Source organism: Pseudomonas salicis (assembly GCF_057128705.1).
Window position 1 is genome coordinate 968,485 of sequence record NZ_JBSKHU010000001.1, and the last position, 23,907, is coordinate 992,391.

Annotated in this window: 15 protein-coding genes; 7 read left to right on the plus strand and 8 right to left on the minus strand. The window is 61.8% G+C overall.

From position 1 onward, the window contains the following. Nucleotides 1–9 precede the first annotated feature (9 nt). Together ACWKWE_RS04470 and ACWKWE_RS04475 are read left to right on the plus strand one after the other, a co-directional pair. On the plus strand, nucleotides 10–825 hold the full coding sequence (locus tag ACWKWE_RS04470) for a gamma-carboxygeranoyl-CoA hydratase (RefSeq protein ID WP_483849791.1): 816 nt from the start codon (nucleotides 10–12) through the stop codon (nucleotides 823–825). Further along, nucleotides 822–2,783: an acetyl/propionyl/methylcrotonyl-CoA carboxylase subunit alpha gene (locus ACWKWE_RS04475; RefSeq protein ID WP_483849792.1), complete on the plus strand. Its 1,962-nt coding sequence runs from the start codon at nucleotides 822–824 to the stop codon at nucleotides 2,781–2,783. The genes ACWKWE_RS04470 and ACWKWE_RS04475 overlap by 4 nt, the downstream gene beginning before the upstream one ends. A 206-nt stretch (nucleotides 2,784–2,989) precedes the next feature. Here ACWKWE_RS04475 and ACWKWE_RS04480 read toward each other — a convergent pair whose 3' ends face one another. Beyond that, on the minus strand, nucleotides 2,990–6,475 hold the full coding sequence (locus tag ACWKWE_RS04480; protein ID WP_483849793.1) for an indolepyruvate ferredoxin oxidoreductase family protein: 3,486 nt from the start codon (nucleotides 6,473–6,475) through the stop codon (nucleotides 2,990–2,992). Nucleotides 6,476–6,699: 224 nt separating this feature from the next. Here ACWKWE_RS04480 and ACWKWE_RS04485 point away from each other — a divergent pair, with 224 nt between their 5' ends. Further along, nucleotides 6,700–7,167: an Lrp/AsnC family transcriptional regulator gene (locus ACWKWE_RS04485; protein ID WP_166594587.1), complete on the plus strand. Its 468-nt coding sequence runs from the start codon at nucleotides 6,700–6,702 to the stop codon at nucleotides 7,165–7,167. 226 nt (nucleotides 7,168–7,393) lie between these two features. Here the strand turns inward: ACWKWE_RS04485 and ACWKWE_RS04490 are convergent, their stop codons facing one another. Further along, nucleotides 7,394–7,687, minus strand: coding sequence for a hypothetical protein (locus ACWKWE_RS04490; RefSeq protein WP_166594588.1), 294 nt, complete (start codon nucleotides 7,685–7,687; stop codon nucleotides 7,394–7,396). Between the two features lie 44 nt (nucleotides 7,688–7,731). Here ACWKWE_RS04490 and ACWKWE_RS04495 point away from each other — a divergent pair, with 44 nt between their 5' ends. From ACWKWE_RS04495 to mapR, 4 genes are all read left to right on the plus strand, one after another. Continuing rightward, nucleotides 7,732–8,253 carry a DUF4880 domain-containing protein gene (locus tag ACWKWE_RS04495; protein ID WP_483849794.1) on the plus strand — a complete coding sequence of 174 codons (522 nt, stop codon included), beginning with the start codon at nucleotides 7,732–7,734 and terminating at the stop codon, nucleotides 8,251–8,253. A gap of 106 nt (nucleotides 8,254–8,359) precedes the next feature. After that, nucleotides 8,360–9,541: a M14 family metallopeptidase gene (locus ACWKWE_RS04500; protein WP_483849795.1), complete on the plus strand. Its 1,182-nt coding sequence runs from the start codon at nucleotides 8,360–8,362 to the stop codon at nucleotides 9,539–9,541. 167 nt (nucleotides 9,542–9,708) lie between these two features. Then, complete coding sequence (locus tag ACWKWE_RS04505; RefSeq protein ID WP_166594591.1) at nucleotides 9,709–9,957, plus strand: DUF3203 family protein; 249 nt, start codon at nucleotides 9,709–9,711, stop codon at nucleotides 9,955–9,957. A 113-nt stretch (nucleotides 9,958–10,070) separates the two neighbouring features. Continuing rightward, a complete protein-coding gene (gene mapR / locus ACWKWE_RS04510; RefSeq protein ID WP_483849796.1) occupies nucleotides 10,071–11,519 on the plus strand; it encodes a GntR family transcriptional regulator MpaR in 1,449 nt (482 codons plus the stop codon). Nucleotides 11,520–11,679: 160 nt separating this feature from the next. Here the strand turns inward: mapR and ACWKWE_RS04515 are convergent, their stop codons facing one another. The 6 genes from ACWKWE_RS04515 to ACWKWE_RS04540 form a co-directional block, all read right to left on the minus strand. Continuing rightward, complete coding sequence (locus ACWKWE_RS04515; protein WP_166594593.1) at nucleotides 11,680–12,426, minus strand: SDR family oxidoreductase; 747 nt, start codon at nucleotides 12,424–12,426, stop codon at nucleotides 11,680–11,682. Nucleotides 12,427–12,530: 104 nt separating this feature from the next. After that, a complete protein-coding gene (locus ACWKWE_RS04520; RefSeq protein ID WP_483849797.1) occupies nucleotides 12,531–14,621 on the minus strand; it encodes a putative bifunctional diguanylate cyclase/phosphodiesterase in 2,091 nt (696 codons plus the stop codon). Nucleotides 14,622–14,748: 127 nt separating this feature from the next. Continuing rightward, a complete protein-coding gene (locus tag ACWKWE_RS04525) occupies nucleotides 14,749–16,218 on the minus strand; it encodes an efflux transporter outer membrane subunit (protein ID WP_483849983.1) in 1,470 nt (489 codons plus the stop codon). 17 nt (nucleotides 16,219–16,235) lie between these two features. After that, a complete protein-coding gene (locus ACWKWE_RS04530) occupies nucleotides 16,236–19,343 on the minus strand; it encodes an efflux RND transporter permease subunit (protein ID WP_483849798.1) in 3,108 nt (1,035 codons plus the stop codon). Between the two features lie 94 nt (nucleotides 19,344–19,437). Continuing rightward, nucleotides 19,438–22,533: an MdtB/MuxB family multidrug efflux RND transporter permease subunit gene (locus ACWKWE_RS04535; protein WP_483849799.1), complete on the minus strand. Its 3,096-nt coding sequence runs from the start codon at nucleotides 22,531–22,533 to the stop codon at nucleotides 19,438–19,440. Beyond that, nucleotides 22,530–23,852 (minus strand): MdtA/MuxA family multidrug efflux RND transporter periplasmic adaptor subunit, encoded by a 1,323-nt coding sequence (locus ACWKWE_RS04540; RefSeq protein WP_483849800.1) that lies wholly within the window; start codon nucleotides 23,850–23,852, stop codon nucleotides 22,530–22,532. The genes ACWKWE_RS04535 and ACWKWE_RS04540 overlap by 4 nt, the downstream gene beginning before the upstream one ends. Nucleotides 23,853–23,907: the final 55 nt, after the last annotated feature.

The window sequence follows — 23,907 nt, forward strand, 5'->3', positions numbered from 1 at the left end:
GGAACGACTATGACCGATTTCGACACCGTCGAGCTGGAGTACGACCCGCGAGGTTTTGCGACCCTCTGGCTTAACCGTCCGGACAAGAACAACGCGTTCAACGCGCAAATGATTCGCGAGCTGATCCTGGCGCTGGACAAGGTCCAGAGCGACAGCCGCTTACGCTTTCTGCTGCTGCGGGGGCGCGGTCGGCATTTCAGCGCCGGGGCCGACCTGGCCTGGATGCAGGAGTCCGCGAACCTTGATTATCAGACCAATTTGGGCGACGCCCGCGAACTGGGCGAGCTGATGTACGGCCTCGCCAAACTGAAATTGCCGACGCTGGCGGTGGTCCAAGGCGCGGCCTATGGCGGCGCGCTGGGCCTGATCAGTTGCTGCGACATGGCCATCGGCGTCGACGACGCGCAGTTCTGTCTGTCGGAAGTGAAGATCGGCCTGGCGCCAGCGGTGATCAGCCCGTTCGTGGTCAAGGCCATCGGCGAACGCCATGCCCGCCGTTATGCCCTGACTGCCGAACGTTTTGACGGCCAACGGGCGCGGGAGATCGGTCTGCTGGCCGAGTCTTATCCGGCCGCTGAGCTTGAGGCCCAGTTGCAACACTGGGTGTCGAACCTGCTGCTCAACAGCCCACAGGCCATGCGGGTCAGCAAAGACCTGCTGCGCGAAGTCGGCCACGGCGAATTGACCCCGTCCCTGCGCCGCTACTGCGAAAACGCCATCGCCCGCATCCGCGTCAGCCCCGAAGGCCAGGAAGGCCTGCGCGCCTTTCTGCACAAGCGCGAGCCGAGCTGGCGAGACGAATCCAAGAACGGAGACACACCATGAGCCGCCCGAACACCCACGCCCTGACGTCCGTGCTGGTGGCCAACCGGGGCGAAATCGCCTGCCGTGTGATGCGCACCGCCAAGGCCATGGGCCTGACGACCGTTGCGGTACACAGCGCCACTGACCGCGACGCCCGCCACGTGCGCGAGGCCGACATCGCTGTGGACCTGGGCGGCAGCAAGGCCGCCGACAGCTATTTGCAGATCGACAAACTGATTGCCGCCGCCAAAAGCAGCGGCGCCCACGCCATCCATCCGGGCTATGGGTTTCTCTCGGAAAACGCAGGATTCGCTCGTGCTGTCGAGCAAGCGGGCCTGATTTTTCTCGGCCCGCCCGCCTCGGCCATCGACGCCATGGGCAGCAAGTCCGCCGCCAAGACCTTGATGGAAACCGCAGGTGTACCACTGGTGCCCGGTTACCACGGCGAAGCCCAGGACGCACAGACCTTCCGCGACGCCGCCGCGCGCATCGGCTACCCAGTGCTGCTCAAGGCCACAGCCGGCGGGGGTGGTAAAGGCATGAAGGTGGTCGAGCGTGACGAAGACCTCGCCGACGCTCTCGCCTCGGCACAGCGTGAAGCGCAGTCGTCGTTCGGCGATTCGCGCATGCTGGTGGAGAAATACGTCCTCAAGCCCCGCCACGTAGAGATTCAGGTGTTCGCCGATCAGCACGGACACTGTCTCTATCTCAATGAGCGTGACTGCTCGATTCAACGCCGTCACCAGAAGGTCGTCGAAGAAGCGCCCGCGCCGGGCCTCAGTCCTGAGCTGCGTCGTGCCATGGGCGAAGCCGCCGTGCGTGCCGCGCAAGCCATCGGCTATGTGGGTGCGGGCACGGTAGAGTTTTTGCTGGATGCGCGGGGCGAGTTTTTCTTCATGGAGATGAACACGCGGCTGCAGGTCGAACACCCGGTGACCGAGGCCATCACCGGCCTGGACCTGGTCGCCTGGCAGATTCGCGTGGCCCAGGGCGAGCCGTTGCCGATCACACAGGCGCAGGTGCCGCTCAACGGCCACGCCATCGAAGTGCGCTTGTACGCTGAAGACCCGGCCAATGACTTTTTGCCCGCCACGGGCACCTTGCAGGTGTATCGGGAATCGGCGGCGGGGCCTGGACGCCGAGTGGACAGCGGCGTGACAGAAGGCGATGAAGTTTCACCATTTTACGACCCGATGCTCGGCAAGCTGATCGCCTGGGGCGAAGACCGCGAACAGGCGCGGCTGCGACTGCTGGCCATGCTCGACGAATTTGCCATCGGCGGATTGCGCACCAACCTGGCGTTTCTGCGCCGGATCATCGCTCACCCAGCGTTTGCGGCGTGCGAACTGGACACCGGGTTCATTCCTCGTTATCAGGCCGAGTTGTTGCCGCCGACCCAAGGACTCTCCGATGAATTCTGGCTTGTTGCCGCCGAGGCGTATCGTCAGGGCACGTCGAATACGGCGCGAGCTGATGATCCTCACTCGTCGTGGTCAAGCACGAACGGCTTGCGTTTGGGCTTGCCGAACGAAGTCAAGCTGAAGCTGAACTGCGCAGGCGAAACCCGCACAGTGACCCTGAGCGCGCCCTCGACCGACGTGACGTTGCAAGGCGAACAACTGACCCGCAAACACAACGGGCTGCGTCGCCAGACCCTGGCGATCCGCCGAGGCGACACCCTGTACCTGCGCTGGCAGGGCGAGCTGCACGCGATCACAGCGTTCGACCCGATTGCCGCCGTTGACGCCAACCACACCCACCAAGGTGGCCTCAGTGCGCCCATGAACGGCAGCATCGTGCGGGTGTTGGTCGAGGTGGGTCAGCCCGTCGAAGCCGGAACGCCGCTGGTGGTGCTGGAAGCCATGAAAATGGAACACAGCATTCGGGCGAATCTGGCGGGCACCGTCTCGGCACTGTATTGCGCAGAAGGTGAGATGGTCAGCGAAGGGACGGTGTTGGTGGAGCTGAAGGAGATCTAACGCCGCGCGCAAAACCCACAGCTGGACGCAAACCCTGTAGGAGCGAATTCGTTCTGGGCGGCATTCCGACGAAGCGGTGGTGCATCGGCAGAAAACGTGTCTGTTTCACCACCGTCTCGCGAATGAATTCGCTCCCACAGGAAACCGTTCCGTCAGAGACTTAGCAGAGCCGGAAGAATGACAGGTTCTCCCGGCTCTCATTCACATCAAGCCGCCACCTCATACAACTTCGGCAGCTCAACTTCCCCATTCACCAATCCCTGACGCATGCGCACCGCCTGCAACGCCGCCGCGTTCATCGCGGTTTCCTTCACATGGCCGTACCCGCGAATCCGTTCGGGCAAGCGCGCCAGGCTCAGCGCCATGTGGCGATTGCTGGCGTTCAGATGCGTCAGGATCAGCTCGATGTCGCTCACGTAGCTGTCGATCAGCGCACGCTCCTGCCGACGCTCCAGACTCCGGCCAAACGGGTCGAACGCCGTCCCGCGCAGGAATTTGAAGTTTGCAAGCACATCGAAGGCCTTCAACATCCACGGGCCAAAACTGCGTTTGCGCGGGATGCCGTTGTGCGGGTCGCGCTTGGCCAGCCACGACGGCGCCAGATGAAACTCCAGCCGGTAATCGCCTTCGAACTGCGCCTGCAACTGACGGGTGAACTCGCCGTTGCTGTACAGACGCGCCACTTCGTACTCGTCCTTGTAGGCCAACAGCTTGAAGTAGTTGAACGCAACGGCCTCGGTCAACGCCGGTTGCTCGCCCGGAAACAGCCGCGCTTCGGTATCGCGCACTTTGTAGACCAGCGACAGATAACGCTCGGCATACGCCAGGTTCTGATACGCGGTGAGGGTTTTGGTGTTGTTGACCAGACGCTGCTCAAGGCTCAGCGTCTCGGGTTCGAACACGGTCACCGCTTCGGGATTGGCCGCCGCCTGCACCGCTTTCAGATCGAACGCCGCTCGACGCCCCCACAGAAAGGCTTGCTGGTTCAGGTTGACCGCCACGCCGTTCAGCTCGATGGCTTTTTCGATGGCCGCTGAGGTCAGCGGAATCAGCCCCTTCTGGAACGCGTATCCAAGCATGAACAGGTTGCTGGCAATGCTGTCGCCCATCAGTTTGGTGGCCAGGTCGGTGGCAGGCACGAAGTGGGTCTTGTCCGTGCCCACAGCGTCGCGAATGGTCTGCATCATCGCGTCCGCCGGGAACTCGGCATCGGGATTGCGGGTGAACTCCGCAGTCGGCGTTTGCTGACTGTTCACCACTGCGTGTGATTTGGCGGTGTTGAGCTTGGCAATCGCATCAGGGCCGGACGACACCAGCAGATCGCACCCCAGCAACAAATGCGCTTCACCTGCCGCAATGCGCACGGCGAACAGGTCTTCCTGCCGCGCCGCGATGCGAATGTGGCTGACCACCGGACCGAATTTCTGCGCCAGACCAGCCTGATCGAGCACGCTGCAGCCCTTCCCTTCGAGGTTCGCCGCGTAACCCAGCATCGCACCCACCGTCGTCACACCGGTCCCGCCCACGCCCGGCAACAGGATGTTGAACGGTTGGTCGAGGCTCGGCAGCGTCGGCTCCGGCAATTGCGCAAACGCTTGGGCCTGTTTCGGCAACTGAGGCTTGCGCAGCTTTCCACCGTGAACGGTGACGAAGCTCGGGCAGAAGCCCTCGACGCAGCTGAAGTCCTTGTTGCACGCGCTTTGATCGATCTCGCGTTTGCGCCCTTCGGCGGTTTCTTTCGGCAGGATCGACAGGCACCCGGATTTCGCCCCGCAATCGCCGCAACCTTCGCACACGGCCGGGTTGATGATCGCGCGCTTGTCCAGATCAAGCATCGTGCCGCGTTTGCGGCGACGGCGTTTCTCGGTGGCGCAGGTCTGATCGTAGATGATGACGGACACGCCTTTGAACTCGCGGAGTTCACGCTGCACGGTGTCCAGATCGCGGCGATGGTGAAAGGTCGTGATCGGCGCAAACGCTTCGCGGCTCGGGTATTTATCCGGCTCGTCCGACACCAGCGCAATGCGTTGCACGCCTTCGTTGAACACCTGACGACTGAGCTGATCGACCCGCAAGATGCCGTCGATGGGCTGGCCGCCGGTCATGGCCACCGCGTCGTTGTAGAGAATCTTGTAGGTAATGTTGACCTTCGAAGCTACCGCCGCCCGCAGCGCCAGATGGCCGGAGTGAAAATAGGTGCCGTCGCCCAGATTCTGAAACACGTGCGGGGTCTCGGTGAATGGCGCCTGACCGATCCAGGTCACGCCTTCGCCGCCCATTTGGGTAAAGGTCTCGGTTTCCCGGTCCATCCAGATGGTCATGTAGTGGCAACCGATGCCCGCCAGCGCACGGCTGCCGTCCGGGACCTTGGTCGAGCTGTTGTGCGGGCAACCGGAGCAGAAATGCGGGGTGCGCTGAGTGTTGAACAGCGGCGCGGCGAGGGCTTTTTCCTTGTCTTGCAGGAATTGCAGCCGCGCTTCGATTGTCGGGCTGCTGTAGATCGGGGCCAGCCGTTTGGCGATCACCCGGGCAATCATCGCCGGGGTCAATTCAGCCAGGTTAGGCAGCAACGAGCGCCCTTCTTCGTCGAACTCACCCACCACACGAGGGCGTTTATCGACGGGCCAGTTGTACAGTTGGCCGGTCAATTGGTCTTCGATGACGCTGCGCTTTTCCTCGACCACCAAAATCTCGTCGAGCCCTTCGGCAAAATCGTGCACCGACACCGGCTCCAACGGCCAGCTCATGCCGACCTTCAGCACGCGAATGCCCACCGACGCGCACAGCGCTTCGTCGATGCCCAGCTCTTCCAGCGCCTGACGCACGTCGAGGTAGGACTTGCCGGTGGTGATGATGCCAAGACGCGGCTCGGGAGAATCGATGACCACCTTGTTCAGTTCGTTGGCCCGTGCAAAGGCCCGAGCGGCGTAAATCTTGTAGGTGTTGAGGCGCGCTTCCTGGGCCAGCGGCGTGTCGGGCCAGCGGATGTGCAGGCCGTCTTTCGGCAGTTGGAAATCTTCGGGAATGCGGGTTTCGATGCGCAGTGGATCGACTTCGACCACGGCCGAGGAGTCGACGTTTTCGGCAATGGTCTTCATCGCCACCCAGCAGCCGCTGTAGCGGGACAGTTCCCAGCCAATGATGCCGTAATCGAGGATTTCCTGAACGTTGCTCGGGTTGAGCACCGGGATCATTGAAGCAATGAACGCGTGTTCGCTCTGGTGGGCGATGGTCGAGGATTTGCAGCCGTGGTCGTCGCCCGCGAGGATCAGCACCCCGCCCTTTTCCGCAACGCCAGCCGAGTTGCCGTGCTTGAAGACGTCGCCGCAACGGTCAACGCCCGGCCCCTTGCCGTACCACAGGGCGAATACGCCGTCGTACTTGCCATGGGGAAACAGGTTGACTTGCTGGCTGCCCCACACCGCCGTGGCGGCCAACTCTTCGTTGACGCCGGGCTGGAAATGGATAGCGTTTTCCTGGAGGTAATCCTTGGCGTCCCACAGGCTCTTGTCGAGGTTGCCCAGTGGCGAGCCGCGATAACCGGAGATGAAACCGGCGGTGTTCAGGCCCCGGGCCTCGTCGCGCTGCTTTTGCAGCATTGGCAAGCGGGTCAGCGCCTGGGTTCCGGTCAGGTAGAGATGACCGGTGGCGAGTCGGTATTTATCGTCCAGACGAATATCAGCCAAAGACATTCAGGCACTCCTTTATTGTTATCAGTGCGTTTTGAATGTGGCGAGTGGCGGCGTCTCAAGCCTCGTGGGCCGTGGTGCTGCCATTCGGTCGTCGGGACGGTTCAGCCCGACGCTCACAGCCCAAATACTGCCTGTGCGGCGCGGGCATTTTCTTTCTCTTTTGGCCGGTTTCTGCTGATATTCTGCATGCCTGTTTCACTTTGATAATAAAAAAGGGTCAATTCATGCAGGTCAAACTGAGCCCCATCGATCGCAAAATTCTCCGCCTGTTGCAGCACGACGCCGACCTGTCCGCCGCTGAAATCGCTGAACGGGTCGAACTGTCGCAGTCACCCTGCTGGCGGCGGATCAATCGTCTGGAGGAAGAAGGGGTGATCGAGCGCAAGGTCGCCCTGCTCAATCCCGCAAAGCTCGGGCTGACCATGACCGTGTTCGTCGATGTGAAACTGTCAGGCCACGGCCGGCGCTATCTGACCGAATTCGAGGCGGCGGTCATCGGTTTTCCCGAAGTCCTTGAGTGCTACACGATGGCGGGCGACATGGATTTCATGCTCAAGGTCGTGGTCCAGGACATCGCCAGTTATGAACGATTTCTGCGCGATCACTTGCTGCAAAGCCCCCATGTTCAGGAGGCGCATTCGAACATCGCGATGAGTGTCGTGAAGCGGACGACGGAATTGCCCATCGACTAGCCGCGCCAAGTAGCAGCGACGAGTGGCGAGCTTCAAGCTGCAAGAGGTGTTAGCGGTGAGCTTGAGTTCGCGGTGCGCAGATTGGCGTGCAGAGACTTTTTTCGCGCAGACGTGAAAAAACATTTGACGTGCAAATGATAATGATTATTATTGAGCGCAACCCGTCGCGAGACGGGCCGGTAAACCAGAAGCCTTAGGTCGGCTTCCGGATTATCTCCTCATCAGGCTAATCACGGTTTTTGACCCGGCTTTTTGCCGGGTCTTTTTTTGTGCCCTTTAAGGGTCTGATTTCGTGCTGCGGTTCGGTCGGGTGTTGCATCTTCAGGCTAATGAAGAGGGTGACTGCTTGATGGCGCGCATCATAGCAAAAGAAAAATGAGCGCTGAACCGGCAATGCGGTCAAAAACGACATATTTAGTAAAAAAGTCGAGGATAAACGACCTTTTACTTGAGAATGAATCTCATACCCACTAGCATCGACGAGCATCACGGACGATGCCCCCACGCCTCTGTTCAGCACGATGCTCCTCAGGATGATCAACGGATGACCGCGAGTGATACGCCATGACCCATCAGCTCAGCTCGATGTTTTCCTTGCCCCCTCGCCGACCCGACGTGCCTGCCAGCGCCGAGACCGACACCTGTCGGCGGCGGATTCAAAAACTCCCGCGCAAGACGCAGCAGGTCTTTCTGCTCAGCCGTCTCGATCAGTTGCCCTACACCGCCATTGCTCAGTTGCTTGAACTGGACATCGACTCGGTCGAGCGCAAGATCGTCCGCGTTCTCGTCCATTGCAGTCACAGCGCCGACGAAACCGCAGAGAAGGCGCTTCGCTGGTATGCCCACTTGCAGAGCCCCCTCGCCACCGCCAGCCAGCGCATCGAATTCCGCCACTGGCTCGACGCCGACTCACGTCATTTGAACGCATTCCAGGACGCCGAACGCCTCTGGCGCAGCCTGGAAGCACCCGCTGCGCTGATGGGCGCCAGCGGCTGGTACCGCCGCAAACGCCGGGTTTACATCGGCTGGCTGATGTTGACCGCCTTTCTGTGCAGCCTGTTGGTCACCGCTGAAGCCTTCACCTGAGTCCCATCAGCAACCGTTTCTGTCGCCGGTCCCCGACCTGATGCGTGTAAAGTAGCGGTTATAACAGCCCAGCAGCGCCCTCCTCATTTGATGGATACGGCCTGCCATGGCGCTGAGTTGGCACTTACGTACTCAGGACTTTTCCGTGATTCAGACCGCCCTCTCCGTTACCTGCGATTTCGACAGCGGCAACATCGTCGTACTCGATGCAAGCAGCCCTCAGAATGTCCAACTGGCCATTCGACCCGACACCCGCAGCCCGCATTTTCAGTGGTTCCACTTCAAGGTCGATGGCATGCAAGTGGGCGAACCTCACGCATTCAGCCTGAGCAACGCCAGCGAATCCAGCTACAACCGCGCGTGGACCGGCTACAACGCCGCCGCCTCCTACGACCAGAAAACCTGGTTCCGCGTCCCTAGCCACTTCGACGGCAAAGCGCTGAATTTCGAACTGTCGCCTGAGCAACCACACATCTGGTTCGCCTATTTCGAGCCGTACAGCCGGGAACGTCACGATTGGCTGATCGATCAGGCGCTGAACAAGGCTGGCACTGAATTGTTGGCGACGGGCAAAAGCGTCGAGGGCCGCGGCATTCCGCTGCTGCGCAAAGGCGACGGTGCACCCGGCAAACGCAAGATCTGGATCATCGCCCAGCAACACCCCGGTGAGCACATGGCCGAATGGTTCATGGAAGGCATCATCGAGCGGCTGCAAGAGAATGATCCTGAGTTGCAGGCCCTGCTCGCCTCGGCTGATCTGTACCTGATACCGCACATGAACCCGGACGGCTCGTTCCATGGTCATTTGCGCACCAACGCCCAAGGCAAAGACTTGAACCGTGCGTGGCAGGATTCGACACCGGAACTCAGCCCCGAAGTGTATTTCGCCAGGGAACAGATGGAAAAATACGGCGTGGACATGTTCCTCGATGTCCACGGTGACGAGGAAATACCGTACGTCTTTACCGCCGCCTGTGAGGGCAATCCGGGGTACACCGAGCAGCAGAAGGCACTGGAAGCCGACTTCCGCGCTCGCCTGAGTGGCCTGACCAAAGACTTCCAGACCCGCTACGGCTACCCGAAAGGCCAACCTGGCAAGGCCAACATGAACCTGGCCTGCAACAGCGTCGGCGAACGCTACAAATGCCTGTCGCTGACCCTTGAAATGCCGTTCAAGGACAACGACGATGCACCGGACATCGTCACCGGCTGGTCGGGCAAACGCTCGATGCAACTGGCCCGGGATGTGCTGACCGTGCTGGGGCAAATGGTGTCTGTGCTTCGCTGACAGCGCGCGCCTTTCCCTGTGACAGCCTGAGGTGTCGGCGGTCGCGATCGCGTATCGCGCCGCCGGCTCGCTCACCCGTCCGACGAACCTGCGCCTCACGTCTGGAGCCCGAAACAATGAGCGCGCTGCGCAGTCGCACCTTTATAGGCCTATGAAGGAGCACGATCATGCCTCTCGAATTCAACAGCGACCACACCACCTGCACAGCGGTGGTCGACGGCACCCCCTACAGCAGCCCGATCACTGACGTGGTGATCACCACCAATGATGCGACCCACATGTCCGAAGCCAACATTCGCGGGCAGAAGGTGCCGATTACCGAAGCCGAAGCGGATGCGCTGACGGTGTATCTGGCTCAGGATCGCAGGCATCACACCGTGGGCGTCGAACCGGGTGAAGACTCGCCGGTGATCTGACCGCTACAAGATGACCTTCTGATCTGCTTTTTATCGAAAAAACTGCCCCTGTACTAAAAACAGTTGGGCGAGCATAGTTCGGGCATCTTTCCGTGTGACCGTGTGAGCCCGCCATGAAACGCTATGAGAAATTCGCCGACGACATTGCCGAACTCATCCGTTCTGGCGTCTTGGCTGCGGGTCAACGAGTGCCGTCGGTGCGTTACGCCAGCCAGACCCACGGGGTTAGCCCTTCAACGGTTTTTCAAGCCTATTACCTGCTGGAGCGCCGAGGCCTGATCCGTGCACGGCCGCGATCCGGATACTTCGTCAACGACAGCCTCGCCCCCGAAACGTTTGCGGCCCCTCGCTTTGAGGCCCAGCCCGTGTCGGGGCTCCCGCTGGAAGCCCACGTCAGTGAGTCCACGGAAGTCGATGTCAGCGAGCTGGTGTTCTCGGTGCTGGAATCGATCAAAGACCCGAACACCGTCCCTTTCGGCTCGGCGTTTCCCAGTGCGGGGCTGTTCCCGTTGCAACGCCTCGCCCGTTCACTGGCCAGCGCCACCCGTGACATGGACCCGAGCATGGTGGTCAGCGACTTATCGCCCGGCAACCCCACCCTGCGTCGGCAGATCGCCCTGCGCTACATGGTGGCCGGGCAGATGCTGCCGATGGAAGAGCTGCTGATCACCAACGGCGCGCTGGAAGCCTTGAATCTGTGCCTGCAAGCGGTCACTGAACCGGGTGACCTGGTGGCCATCGAAGCCCCGGCGTTTTACGCGTGCCTGCAAGTGCTGGAGCGGCTGAAGCTCAAGGCCGTGGAAATCCCGGTGCACCCACAGACCGGCATCGACCTCAACGTGCTCGAACACGCGTTGGAGCGCTACCCGATCAAAGCCTGCTGGAGCATGACCACCTTTCAGAACCCCACCGGTGCGACGGTGCCTGAAGCGCGCAAACGTGAACTGGTGGAGCTGCTGCGCAAGCACGACGTGCCGCTGATCGAAGACGATGTCTACGCCGAGTTGTATTACGGGCAGCACGCGCCGAAACCCGCCAAGGCCTTCGACACCGAGGGTCTGGTGCTGCATTGCGGGTCGTTCGCCAAGAGCCTGGCCCCCGGCTATCGCGTGGGTTGGGTGGCGGCCGGGCGTTATGCGCAGAAGGTCGAGCGGCTGAAAATCATGACCTCGTTGTGTGCGTCGATGCCGGCACAGGCGGCGATTGCCGATTACCTGCAACACGGCGGCTACGACCGGCACCTGCGCAAGTTGCGCAACAGCCTGGAAGATCAGTTGCGCACCATGCTCAGCGCCGTCGCCCGGTATTTTCCGTCGCAGGTCCGAGTCAGCCAGCCATCGGGCGGGTATTTTCTGTGGGTTGAGCTGCCTGAGCAGATCGATTCGTTGAAGGTGTTTCAGGTCGCCTCCGCCCAAGGCATCAGCCTCGCGCCTGGCCCGATCTTCTCCCCGACGCGACGGTTCAAACACTGCATCCGCCTGAACTACGGCAGCCCGTGGAGCGAGACGGCCGAGCGGGCGATGGAGACCTTGGGGAAGATCATCAAGTCGATGATGGGGTGACGATCAGAAGGGCACATGACCTGTGGGAGCGAATTCATTCGCGATACGTCGGTACAGACGACACCTCTTCATCGGCTGGACCCATTCGCGAATGAATTCGCTCCCACAGAGATGATCATCTCCAGGCGGGATGTGGGGAATATCCCGTCCTGTAGCAGGATCAGCGACCGCCACCCAGATCAATAAACGTCCCGGTCGAATACGACGCTTTGTCCGACAGCAGCCACAAAATCGCCTCTGCCACTTCGTCGGCAAGCCCGCCACGCCCCATCGGGATGGTCGGTTCGAGCTTGGTCACCCGTTGTGGGTCACCGCTCAGGGCGTGGAAATCGGTGAAGATGTAGCCAGGGCGCACCGCGTTGACCCGAACCCCCTCGCCCGCCACTTCTTTGGACAGACCCAGAGTGAAGGTGTCGAGCGCGCCCTTGGACGCGGCGTAATCCACGTACTCGCCCGGCGACCCCAGACGTGCCGCCACCGACGAGACGTTGACGATGCTGCCGCCGTGGCCGCCGTGACGCGGCAGCATGCGCAGCAACGCGTGTTTGCTGCACAGCATAGGGCCGACGACGTTGCTCATCATGATCTTGAGCATGCGGAATTCGGACATGTTTTCGACCCGGGACTGTTCGCCCACGGTGCCCGCGTTGTTCACCAGTGCACTGATGCGCCCCAGCTCGGCGTCCACCTTGGCAAACAGACGAATGATTTCGTCTTCGTTGCTGACGTCCGCTTGAATCGCGATGGCATGACCCCCTGCCTCGCGGATCTGATGGCAGACGCGTTCCGCGGCGTCATGATCAGACAGGTAATTGATGCACACGCGATAACCTTGCGACGCCGCCAGAACTGCCGTGGCAGCACCAATACCTCTGGAGCCGCCAGTGATGAGGAGGTTTTTATCCATGGGAGTATCCGAATCAAAGCTCTAATCTTTTTCCGGGTTCTGCCAATCGCCAGCTGCATGCGCCGTCTTTGGTAGCGTCCCAGTGTTATGCCAAGCGTGAAACGTCAAACGGTGTTCTCGGAGACGCGGTTCTGCGCCGCGCTAATATCCGCCATGAAGCGGTCTGCTGGCAACGGAACACCCAGCAAATACCCCTGCAATGAATCGCACCCCAGCTCCGTCAGAAAATTCTGCTGGCTGCTGGTTTCTACGCCTTCGGCAACGATTCGCAGGTTCAATGCCTGCCCCAGCGCGACGATGGCAGAGACGATCGCGGCGTCGTCGCTGTCATGTTCCAGGTCGCGGACGAAGCCACGGTCGATTTTCAGCTCGTTGGCTGGCAACCGCTTGAGGTACATCAGGCTGGAGTAGCCGGTGCCGAAGTCGTCGATGGAAATGTCGACGCCCATCTCCGAGAGTTTTTGCAGCACGGACATGCTGGCGTCAGCGTCGCTCATGGCCGTGGTTTCGGTGATTTCCAGGGTCAGGCAGTTGGCGGGCAAACCGTGGGCCGCCAGCGACGTTGCCACACTTCTGACCAGCCCGGCGTGACAGAACTGCAAGGCCGACAGGTTGACCGCGATGCGCCAGTCGGTGTACCCAGCGTCGTACCAGACGCGCATCTGCCGACAGGCCTCATTGAGCACCCACTCGCCGAGGTTGATGATCAGCCCGGTTTTTTCCGCCAGGCCGATGAACGCATCCGGCATCAGCAAACCGTGCTCGGGGTGGTTCCAGCGCACCAGCGCTTCGGCCCCGACAGGCGTGCCCGACCCGGCCGCGAATTTCGGTTGGTAATGCAGGCAGAACTGCCCTTCGCGCAGGCCGATGCGCAGATCCTGCAGCAATTGCAGCTGGTTGCGAGCGTTGGTGTTCATCGACGCATCGAAGAAGCTGTAGCCGTTTTTGCCCGCGCTTTTGGCGTGGTACATGGCCGCGTCGGCGTTCATCAGCAATTCCTGCTGGGTGCGCCCGTTACCGGGGTAAAGGCTGATGCCGATGCTCACCGTGACTTGCAGGTCATGGTCCTGCACGTTGAACGGCCTGCCGACCAGACTGACCTGACGGGACGCCACGGTGGTTGCGTCGTCGACTTCTTCCAGCTCCACCAGCAACACGAACTCATCGCCGCCGATACGGGCCAGCGTGTCATGGCGATGGAAGTTGTCGCGCATCCGCAAGGCCACCTCACGCAACAGCTGGTCGCCGACGTGGTGGCCAAAGGCGTCATTGACCGGCTTGAAGCCGTCCAGGTCCATGAACATCAGGGCGAACAGGCCGCCTTGGGAATCCACCTTGCGCATGGCCTGCTCGATGCGGTCTGCCAGCAGAATGCGGTTGGGGAGCCCGGTCAGGGTGTCATGGAGCGCCAGTTGGGTCAGCTCGCGATTGGCTTCACTCAGTGACTGGGCCAGTTGAGCGGTACGGGCTTCGAGGCGCGCGTCGAGCACCGACGTCAGCAAGGTGATGGCCAGGACCGCGAGGGTGGTGATCAGCACCAGTTTGTCCAGGCCGTCCGTGCGCAGCCCCGTGGCCGCCGCGCCGCAGAAACTGCCCTCGGGAAAGTTGGCCGCCGCCATGCCGGTGTAATGCATGCCGACGATGGCGAAGCCCATGACCACGGCTGCCCCGCCGCGCATCAAACGGATGTAGGGGGTTTCTTTACGCAATCTCAGGGCGATCCACAGCGCAGCGCCGGACGCCGTGACCGCGATGATCAGCGACGCGCCGAACAGCGTCGGGTCGTAGTCGATGCCCGGCAGCATACGCAGCGCCGCCATGCCGGTGTAGTGCATGGTGCTGATGCCGACGCCCATGGCCAGCGCGCCGAATACAACGTGCAGCAACGGCACGCGCTCATGGCTTACCAGCCACAAGGCCAGGCCGGACGACAGCACCGCCAGCAACAGGGAAAGGAGAGTCAGGGACAGGTCGAAGCCCAGGTCGATGGGCAGTTTGAACGCGAGCATGCCGATGAAATGCATTGACCAGACGCCAATGCCCATGGACAGCGCGCCGCCCAGAATCCACAAGGGTTTGGCTCTGCCTTTGGCGGTGGAAATGCGGCCCGCAAGGTCGAGCGCCGTGTACGACGCCAGGATCGCCACAAGGATGGAAACCAGGACCAGCGAAAAGGTGTAGTGTCCAATCAACATGGGGCGTAACTCGCGACTCAACGACAAGGGCCAGATGGCCCCATGAACTCGGCGCAATTCTACCGAAATCCGCAAGAATGTCGCGTCAGTCCATCGAAATAATGGCACTGAGCCATTTAGCCCTTGCTCAGCGCCGGGTTATCTCCGGGTCACGCGACAGCCCGCTCTCGGCATTCCATCCACCGCCCAGTGCCGCGATCAATTGAACGCTGGCTATCAACCGGCTCTGCAACACATTCAGCACGCTGCGTTCGTTGCTCAATGCGGTGGTTTGCACGGTGACGACATCAAGATAGCCAATCAGGCCCGCCTTGTACTGGTTACTCGTCAGGCGCAACGAATCGCGGGCGGCGTCCAGCGCCTCGGCGCGCACCTGAGCTTCCTGCTCATAGACCCGCAGTTGCGCCATGTAATCTTCGACTTCCTTGAAGCCGTCGAGCACAGTCTGGCGATACTGGGCGACCGTCTGATCGTATACAGCTTGGGTGCGATCCACCTCGGCGGCGCGCTGACCGCCGTCGAACAGGGTCATGGCCAGTTGCGGCCCCACCGACCAGAAACGGTTGGGCAAGGTGATCCAGTTGCTGAACGTACTGCTGCTGTAGCCGCCGTTCATGCTCAGGGTCAGATCGGGGTAATACGCCGCCTTGGCCACGCCGATGTTGGCGTTGGCGGTCATGACCGAGCGCTCGGCGGCCGCAATGTCCGGGCGACGCTCCAGCAACTGCGAGGGCAGTTGTGCCGGAATCTGCGGCAAGGCCGGAATGTTCGTGGTCGGCGCCAGGCTGAAATCCGCCGGAGCCTGCCCCATCAACACCGCGATGGCGCTCTCGAACTGCGCCCGCTGCCAGGCGAGGTCGATGAGGTCGGCCTGTGTGCTTTTGAGTTGGGTCTGCGCCTGAGCAATGGCGTCACGCCCGGAAATACCGGCGCGGTATTGATTCTGCGTCAGTTTGAGGGAGCGCTCGTAGGTCTGCACCGTGGACTCCAGCAGACGCTTCTGCTCGTCGATCACCCGCAATTGCAGGTAATTCTGCACCAGTTGCGATTGCAGGCTCAGTTGCATCGAAGCCAGATCAGCCAGACTGGCTTGGGCGCTGGCCTTGTCGGCTTCCAGCCCTCGACGCAACTTGCCCCACACGTCAGCCTCCCAACTCACGCCCAGCTGCGCGTTGTAGGTGTCGCGAATCCCGCTGCTGGAGCTGCTCAGGCTGGAGTTGCTGCTGCCGGTGCCCTGGCTCGAACGGTTCTTGCTGGTGGTCAGGTCCAGCGTCGGAAAGAACGCCCCTCGTGCGCTGCGCACCAGCGCCTCGGCCTGACGGTATTGCGCGTCGTACTGGGCGACGGTCTGGTTGGAGGTGTTGAGTTTTTCCACCAGCCCATTCAGTTGCGCGTCGCCGTAAATTTCCCACCACGCACCGCGAGCGATGGCGTCGCTGGGGTTGGCCTGGGTCCAGCCGTCGGCCTGCTTGAAGTGCGCGGGCGTGGTGACGTCGGGCTTCTTGTAATCCGGCCCGACCGCACACGCGCTGAGCAGCAACATGCTGAAGCTGACGGCGAAGAGCCGTCGCACGGGCAACGTCCGCTGTTGGGTCAAAAGGTTCTGGCGAAGGGTCATAGCGGTGTTTCCAGGGCAGCATCCGTCCGCACGCCGCGCCACTTATTGACGCGGTGACGCAGACGGTCGAGGTAAAGGTAAACCACGGGCGTGGTGTACAGCGTGAGAATCTGGCTCAGGATCAGGCCGCCGATGATCGTCAGGCCCAGCGGGTGACGCATTTCCGCGCCTTCGGCACTGCTGAGCAGCAACGGCACGGCGCCGAGAATCGCCGCCAGTGTGGTCATCAAAATGGGGCGCAAGCGTTGCAGACACGCGTTGCGGATCGACTCCATGGGCGTCATGCCGCTGCCCCGCTCCAGTTGCAGCGCGAGGTCGATCATCAAAATAGCGTTCTTTTTCACCACGCCGATCAGCAGAAACAGCCCCAGCAGCGAAATCAGGCTGAACTGCCCGCCGGTGAGGTAAATGCTCAACAACGCACCGACACCCGCCGAAGGCAGCGTTGAGAGGATGGTCAGCGGGTGCACGTAACTTTCGTACAAAATGCCCAGCACCAGGTACACGGCTACCAGCGCACCAAGGATCATAAACGGCTGGCTCTTTTGCGTCGCGGCAAAGGCGTCGGCGGTGCCGGCCATTTTGGCAATCACGTCTTCGGGCAGCCCCAGCGCGGCCACTGAGCGTTCGATAGCGGCGTTGGCGTCATCGAGGCTGACGCCCTCGGCGAGGTCGAAAGAGATGCTTTCCGAGGCGAACTGGCCGTCATGGCTGACCCGGTCGTCTTCCAGGCTGCGTTCGTAATGGGCGATGGTCGACAGCGGCACTCGCGCGCCATCGGCGGTGATCACCTGCACCTGCTCCAGGGTGATCGGGTCCAGCGCGTATTTCGGGTTGATTTCCATCACCACCCGGTACTGGTTGAGCGGGTCGTAGATGGTCGAAATTTGCCGCTGGCTGTAGGCGTTGTTCAGCACGGTGGTCACCGTGTTCATGTCGATGCCCAGACGCTTGGCGGCGTCGCGGTCAACGATCAGCGTCACCTGCTGGGTACCGCCGCCGTCACGGGCGTCGATGGCGGTCAGTTCCTTCAGTGTCTTGAACGCAGCGGCGACCTTCGGGTACCACTCGCGCAGGCTTTCCAGATCGCCGCTTTGCAGGATGTACTGGTATTGCGAGGTGGTCTGCTCACGGCCGCCGCCCAGTTGCAGGTCCTGATCCGGTTGCAGGAACAGCCGGCCGCCCGGCACCAGCGGCATTTCCTTGCGCAACCGCTCCACCACCTGCTCGGAGCCGATCTTGCGCTCGGAGATGGGCTTGAGGCGCACGATGATGAACGCGTTGCCCGTGCCGCCGTTGCCACCAATGAACCCGGCGACGCTTTCCACGGCCGGGTCCTTGAGCAGCGCGTCACGGAACACATTGAGTTTGGGCTGCATGACCGAGAACGACAGGCCATCATCGCCCCGCACGAAGCCGATCAACTGGCCGGTGTCCTGTTGCGGCAGGAAGGTTTTCGGCACCACCACGTAGAGCGCGATGTTCACGCCGATGGTGATCAGCAGGGTCAACAGGGTCAGGCGTCGGTGACGCAACGCCCAGCCGAGGCTGCGGTCATACCCGGCGACCATACGGTCGTTTACCCGCTGGCTCCAGCGTTGCAAGCGGTTTTCCGTGCCTGGCACGTGAGGCTTGAGCCAGCGGGCGCAGAGCATCGGGGTCAGGCTCAGGGACACCACCAACGACACGATGATCGACACCGACAGCGTGATCGAGAACTCGCGGAACAGGCTTTCCACCAGCCCGCCCATGAACAGGATCGAGATGAACACCGCCACCAGTGACACGTTCATCGACAGCAGCGTGAAGCCGACCTCCTGGGCCCCGCGATACGCGGCCTCCATCGGCGGCACACCCTCGTCGATGTGCCGGGAAATGTTCTCCAGCACCACGATGGCATCGTCCACCACCAGTCCCGTGGCCAGAATCAGCGCCATCAGCGACAGGTTGTTCAACGAAAAACCATAGAGGTACATGATGGCAAACGTGCCCACCAGCGACACCGGCACGGCCAGCGTCGGGATCAGCGAGGCGCGCAAATTGCCAAGGAACAGGAACACCACCATGATCACCAGCACCACAGCGATCAACAGGGTCATTTCCGCCTCGTGCAGCGTCGCCTTGATGACTGGCGAGCGGTCCATCGCCAAGTCGAGCTTGACGCTGGCGGGGAGCACGGCCTGCAGCGCGGGCAATTGCGCCTTGATCGCCGCCACGGTTTCGATGATGTTCGCGCCTGCCTGCCGGTTGATCACCAGCAACACGGCGGATTTCTCATTGAAGAACCCGCTGTTGTAGCGGTCCTCGACCGAATCCTTGACCCGGGCCACGTCCTTGAGGCGCAGCGCCGCGCCGTTCTGGTAGCGAATCACCAGCGGGCCGTAATCCTTGGCCTTCTCCAGTTGATCGTTGGCCTGCACCTGCCAGTTGTGTTCGGCGTTCTCCACCGAACCTTTCGGACGACGCACGTTGGCGTTGGCAATCGTCGTGCGCACTTCGTCCAGCGACACGCCGTACTGGTCCAACAGCTTAGGCTCCAACTCGACCCGCACGGCAGGCAACGAACTGCCGCCGATCTGCACTTCACCGACGCCATTCACCTGCGACAGGCTCTGGGACAGAATGGTTGAGGCCAGGTCGTACAGCTCGCCCTTCTCCAGCACGTCCGACGTCAGCGACAGCACCATGATCGGTGCCTGGGACGGGTTGACCTTCTTGTAAGTCGGCATGCTGCGCATCCCGCTGGGCAACAAGCTGCGCGACGCGTTGATCGCGGCCTGCACCTCACGGGCAGCGCCGTTGATGTCCCGGTCCATGTCGAATTGCAGAATGATCCGCGTAGTGCCCTGGCTCGAACGGCTGCTCATGGTGTTCACCCCGGCAATCGTGCCCAAGGAACGTTCGAGCGGCGTGGCCACGCTGGACGCCATGATTTCCGGGCTCGCGCCGGGCAACGTCGCCGACACCACGATCACCGGGAAATCCATGTTCGGCAGCGGCGACACCGGCAACAGATTGAAGCTCATGCCGCCCAATAGCATGATCGCCAGGCTCAGCAGAATCGTCGCCACGGGCCGACGGATGAAAGGCGCCGACAGGTTCATTAGAAGCAGCCTCGAGTTTCAAGCTGCAAGCTGCAAGAAAAAGCCGCGGCGCTCATCAGCTTGCAGCTTGCAGCTCGAAGCTCGAAGCTGCCGGTCATACCGCCTCCTCAGTCTTACTCGACCGACGAAACCGGCCCCCCAAGCGATCGAAATACAGATAGATGACCGGCGTGGTGAAGAGGGTCAGGACCTGGCTGACCAGCAGGCCGCCGACCATCACCAGCCCCAGCGGTTGGCGCAACTCCGCACCCGAGCCGGTGGCGAACATCAAGGGGATGGCGCCGAACAGCGCGGCCAACGTGGTCATCAGGATTGGCCGGAAGCGCAGCAACGCCGCTTCGTAGATCGCGGTCTGCGGGTCGATGCCCCGGTTGCGCTCGGCGTCGAGGGCGAAGTCGATCATCATGATCGCGTTCTTCTTGACGATGCCGATCAGCAGAATGATGCCGATGATCGCGATCATGCCCAGGTCGTTGCCGCTGAGGATCAACGCCAGCAAGGCGCCGATGGCCGCCGACGGCAGGGTCGAGAGGATGGTGATCGGATGGATGTAACTCTCGTAGAGCACGCCCAGCACGATGTACATGGTCACCACGGCGGCCAGCACCAACAGCAACGTGCTGGAGAGCGAGGCCTGGAACGCTTCGGCGGCGCCCTGGAATTCGGTCTGCACGCCAATCGGCATGCCGATGTCCTTCTGCACCTGCTGAATCACTTCCACGGCCTTGCCCAGCGCCACGCCGGGGGCAAGGTTGAACGACATCATCACCGCCGGGAACTGGCCGATGTGGGCGATGGCCAACTGCGCCTGACGCTGTTCCACTTTCGCCAGACTGGACAGTTTGACCTGGCCACCGTCGGTGGTCTTGACGTGAATCTGCTCCAGCGCCTTCGGCCCCAGTTCGCTGCCTGCCGCCGCTTGCAGCACCACGCGGTACTGGCTGGCCTGGGTGTAAATGGTGGAAATCTGCCGCTGCCCGAAGGCGTCATACAGCGCGTCGGTGATGGTCGAGACGGTCACGCCCAAGCGACTCGCTGCATCGCGGTCGATGTTGAGGTACACCTGCAAGCCTTTGTCCTGAAGGTCGCTAGCGACGTCGGTGAGTTCAGGGCGTTCGGCCAGCGCCTCGACCAGCTTGCCGCTCCACAGGCTCAACAGTTCGGCGTCCGGCGAGGACATGCTGAACTGGTATTGCGTGCGGCTGACGCGGTCTTCGATGGTCAGGTCCTGCACCGGCTGCATGAACAGGCGGATGTCTGAGAGCTGATCCACTTCCGGTTGCAGACGCTGAATCACCTCGGTTGCAGATTCACTGCGTTCGGCGTGTGGCTTTAGGTTGATCAGCATGCGCCCGCTGTTCAGCGTGGCATTGTCGCCGTCCACGCCGATGTAGGACGACAGGCTGGCCACGGCCGGGTCTTGCAGGACGATCTTCGCCAGCGCCTGCTGTCGCTCACTCATGGCCGCAAACGACACCGACTGCGGCGCCTCGGAAATGCCCTGAATCACGCCGGTGTCCTGGACCGGGAAAAAGCCCTTGGGCACGGCCAGGTACAGCAGCACGGTGACGCCGAGGGTGGCGATGGCGATCAGCAAGGTGATGGGCTGGTGTTTGAGCACCCATTGCAACTTGCGGCCGTAGGCCTCCACCAGCCAATCGATCCACACGCCGCTGGCGCGGTAGAAACGGCCCTGCTCTTCTTCCTTCGGTTCACGCTTGAGCAAGCGGGCACACATCATCGGCGTCAGGGTCAGGGACACCACCAGCGAAATCAGGATCGCCACGGCCAGGGTGATGGCGAACTCGCGGAACAGCCGTCCCACCACGTCCGCCATGAACAGCAGCGGAATCAGCACGGCAATCAGCGAGACGGTCAGCGACACCAACGTGAAGCCGATCTGCTTCGCGCCCTTGAGCGCCGCCTGCAAGGGAGTCTCGCCCTCCTCCAGGTGCCGGGAAATGTTTTCCAGCATGACGATGGCGTCGTCCACCACGAAACCGGTGGCGATGGTCATGGCCATCAGGGTCAGGTTGTTGACGGAAAAGCCTGCAAGGTACATCACACCAAAGGTGCCGATCAGCGACAGCGGCACGGCCACCGACGGAATGATCGTCGCGCTGAAACGGCGCAGGAACAGGAACGTCACCAGTACCACCAGCGCGATGGACACGAGCAATTCGTGCTGCACGTCGCTCACCGAAGCGCGGATGGTCTGGGTGCGGTCGGTCAATACCACCACTTCCAGACCGGCCGGCAGGTTGTTGGTGATGCTCGGCAACAGCGCCTTGATCCGGTCCACCACCTCGATGACGTTGGCCCCCGGCTGACGCTGGATGTTCAGCAGCACGGCCTGGTTCTCATTGGCCCACGCGGCGAGGCGTTCGTTTTCGGCGCCGTCGACAATCTGCGCCACGTCTTTCAGACGCAGCGGCCCGCCGTTGCTATAGGCGAGGATCAGGTTGGCGTACTCCTCGGGAGACTTGAGCTGGTCGTTGGCGTCGAGCATCGACACCCGGGTCGGACCGTCAAAGTTACCCTTGGGGGTGTTGACGTTGGAGGCGCTGACCAGCGTACGCACGTCCGACAGGTTCAGGCCATTGGCGGCCAGCGCATCCGGGTTGACCTTGATCCGCACGGCCTGGCGCTGACCGCCCGCGATGGTGACCATGCCCACGCCGCTGATCTGCGAGATTTTCTGCGCCATGCGCGTGTCGACCAGGTCGTTGAGCTTGGGCAGCAGCATGGTTTTCGAGGTGATCGCCAGGGTCAGCACCGGGGTGTCCGCCGGGTTGACCTTGTTGTAGGTCGGCGGCGCGGGCAGATCATTGGGCAGCAGGTTGGTTGCGCCGTTGATCGCGGCCTGCACTTCCTGCTCGGCGACGTCCATGTTGATGTCGAGACTGAAACGCAGGGTGATCACCGACGCGCCGCCGGAACTGGTAGAGGCCATTTGCGTCAGGCCCGGCATCTGGCCGAACTGGCGCTCCAGCGGCGCCGTCACGGCACTGGTCATCACCTGCGGGCTGGCGCCGGGGTACAGCGTCATGACGCGAATGGTCGGGTAATCCACCTGCGGCAGCGCCGACACCGGCAATAGCGTGTACGCGATCAGACCGGCCAACACGATGGCCAGCATGCTCAGCGTCGTGGCGACGGGCCTGAGGATGAACAGGCGGGACAGGTTCATACGTTGCCTTTTTTCGCGGCGTCGGCGCTGGCCGATTCACCGGACTCCTTGGACGGTTGCCCTTGCAGTTTTTCGCCCGGCGTCACCGGCACGTCCTTGCTGTCGTTGACCACTTCCACCGTACTGCCGTCTTTCAGGCGGTCGGTGCCTTCCAGCACCACGCGGTCGCCTGCGGCCAGGCCTTCTGTGATCACGGTGGCGTTTTCATCGCTCGGCCCGGTTTTCAGCGGACGGATGCGGACTTTCTTGTCGCCGTCCATGACGTAGACGAAGGTGCCGTTGACCCCGAACTGCACCGCCGCCGACGGGACCAGCACGACATTTTTCAGGGTGGTGGCCAGCAGGCGGGCGTTGACGAACTGATTGGGGAACAGCGCTTCGTTGTCGTTATCGAAGCGGGCCTTGAACTTCAAGGTGCCGGTGGTGATGTCGATCTGGTTATCGATGCTCGCCAGAAAACCCTTGGCCTGCAATTTCACGTCACCCCGGTCCCACGCTTCGACCAGCAGTTTTTCACCGGTGCGGTAATGGCTGATCACGTCCGGCAGGTCTTTTTCCGGCAGGGTGAAATTGACGGAGATCGGCTTGGTCTGGGTGATCACAGCGAGTGCCGTGGTGTCGTTGGCCGCCACCAGGTTGCCGACGTCCAGTTGGCGCAGGCCGATGCGGCCGGAGATCGGTGCACGGATCTGGGTGAAGTCGAGGTTGAGTTTCGCGTCGCCGACCGCCGCCTGATTGGTCTTGATGGTGCCCAAGTATTGGCCCACCTGGGACTCGGCGGTGTCCAGCGTCTGCTTGGCGATGCTGTCTTCTTTATAGAGGTCGCGATACCGCTGGACGTCGATCTGCGCGTTTTTCAACAGCGCCTGATTCTGCATCAGCGTGCCTTCGGCCTGCTGAAGGGCGATCTGGTAGCTGCGTGGGTCGATGACCGCGAGCAAATCACCGGCCTTGACTTGCTGGCCTTCCTGGAAGTTGATCTTCATCAGTTCACCCGCCACCCGGCTGCGGACGTTGATCGTGTTGAGCGCGGTGACGGTGCCCAGCGCCTTGTAATAGATCGGGAAATCACCGGTGCTTGCCGCTGCCACCCGTACCGGCACCGGTCCGGTGGAACCGCCGAAGCCAGGCCGTGGCGCGCCGGTCTTGCCCGTGCCGCTACGACCCGAGCCTCTGTGGGCCTGTTCGCTCTTTTGCGCCGTCGCGTCGGTCTTGGCTGCCGAGCCGGGCCAGAAATGCCAGCAAACGGCGGCAACAATCACTAAGACCAACAGGCTGATCAGCCAGCGACGGGAACTGCGAGGAGCGGACGATTGCATGAATAAAAAGACCAGAGTGCGCGGGAGGCTGAACAATAAGCATAGTTAGGTGCCA

Bases quoted from the DNA above. Each gene is read 5' to 3' on its own strand.
- ACWKWE_RS04505 (WP_166594591.1), top strand. From the start codon at position 9,709: ATGCCTCTCGAATTCAACAGCGACCACACCACCTGCACAGCGGTGGTC.
- ACWKWE_RS04520 (WP_483849797.1), bottom strand. From the start codon at position 14,621: ATGTTGATTGGACACTACACCTTTTCGCTGGTCCTGGTTTCCATCCTT.
- ACWKWE_RS04530 (WP_483849798.1), bottom strand. From the start codon at position 19,343: ATGAACCTGTCGGCGCCTTTCATCCGTCGGCCCGTGGCGACGATTCTG.
- ACWKWE_RS04475 (WP_483849792.1), top strand. From the start codon at position 822: ATGAGCCGCCCGAACACCCACGCCCTGACGTCCGTGCTGGTGGCCAAC.
- ACWKWE_RS04470 (WP_483849791.1), top strand. From the start codon at position 10: ATGACCGATTTCGACACCGTCGAGCTGGAGTACGACCCGCGAGGTTTT.
- ACWKWE_RS04540 (WP_483849800.1), bottom strand. From the start codon at position 23,852: ATGCAATCGTCCGCTCCTCGCAGTTCCCGTCGCTGGCTGATCAGCCTG.
- ACWKWE_RS04500 (WP_483849795.1), top strand. From the start codon at position 8,360: ATGGCGCTGAGTTGGCACTTACGTACTCAGGACTTTTCCGTGATTCAG.
- mapR (WP_483849796.1), top strand. From the start codon at position 10,071: ATGAAACGCTATGAGAAATTCGCCGACGACATTGCCGAACTCATCCGT.
- ACWKWE_RS04480 (WP_483849793.1), bottom strand. From the start codon at position 6,475: ATGTCTTTGGCTGATATTCGTCTGGACGATAAATACCGACTCGCCACC.
- ACWKWE_RS04495 (WP_483849794.1), top strand. From the start codon at position 7,732: ATGACCCATCAGCTCAGCTCGATGTTTTCCTTGCCCCCTCGCCGACCC.
- ACWKWE_RS04515 (WP_166594593.1), bottom strand. From the start codon at position 12,426: ATGGATAAAAACCTCCTCATCACTGGCGGCTCCAGAGGTATTGGTGCT.
- ACWKWE_RS04535 (WP_483849799.1), bottom strand. From the start codon at position 22,533: ATGAACCTGTCCCGCCTGTTCATCCTCAGGCCCGTCGCCACGACGCTG.
- ACWKWE_RS04485 (WP_166594587.1), top strand. From the start codon at position 6,700: ATGCAGGTCAAACTGAGCCCCATCGATCGCAAAATTCTCCGCCTGTTG.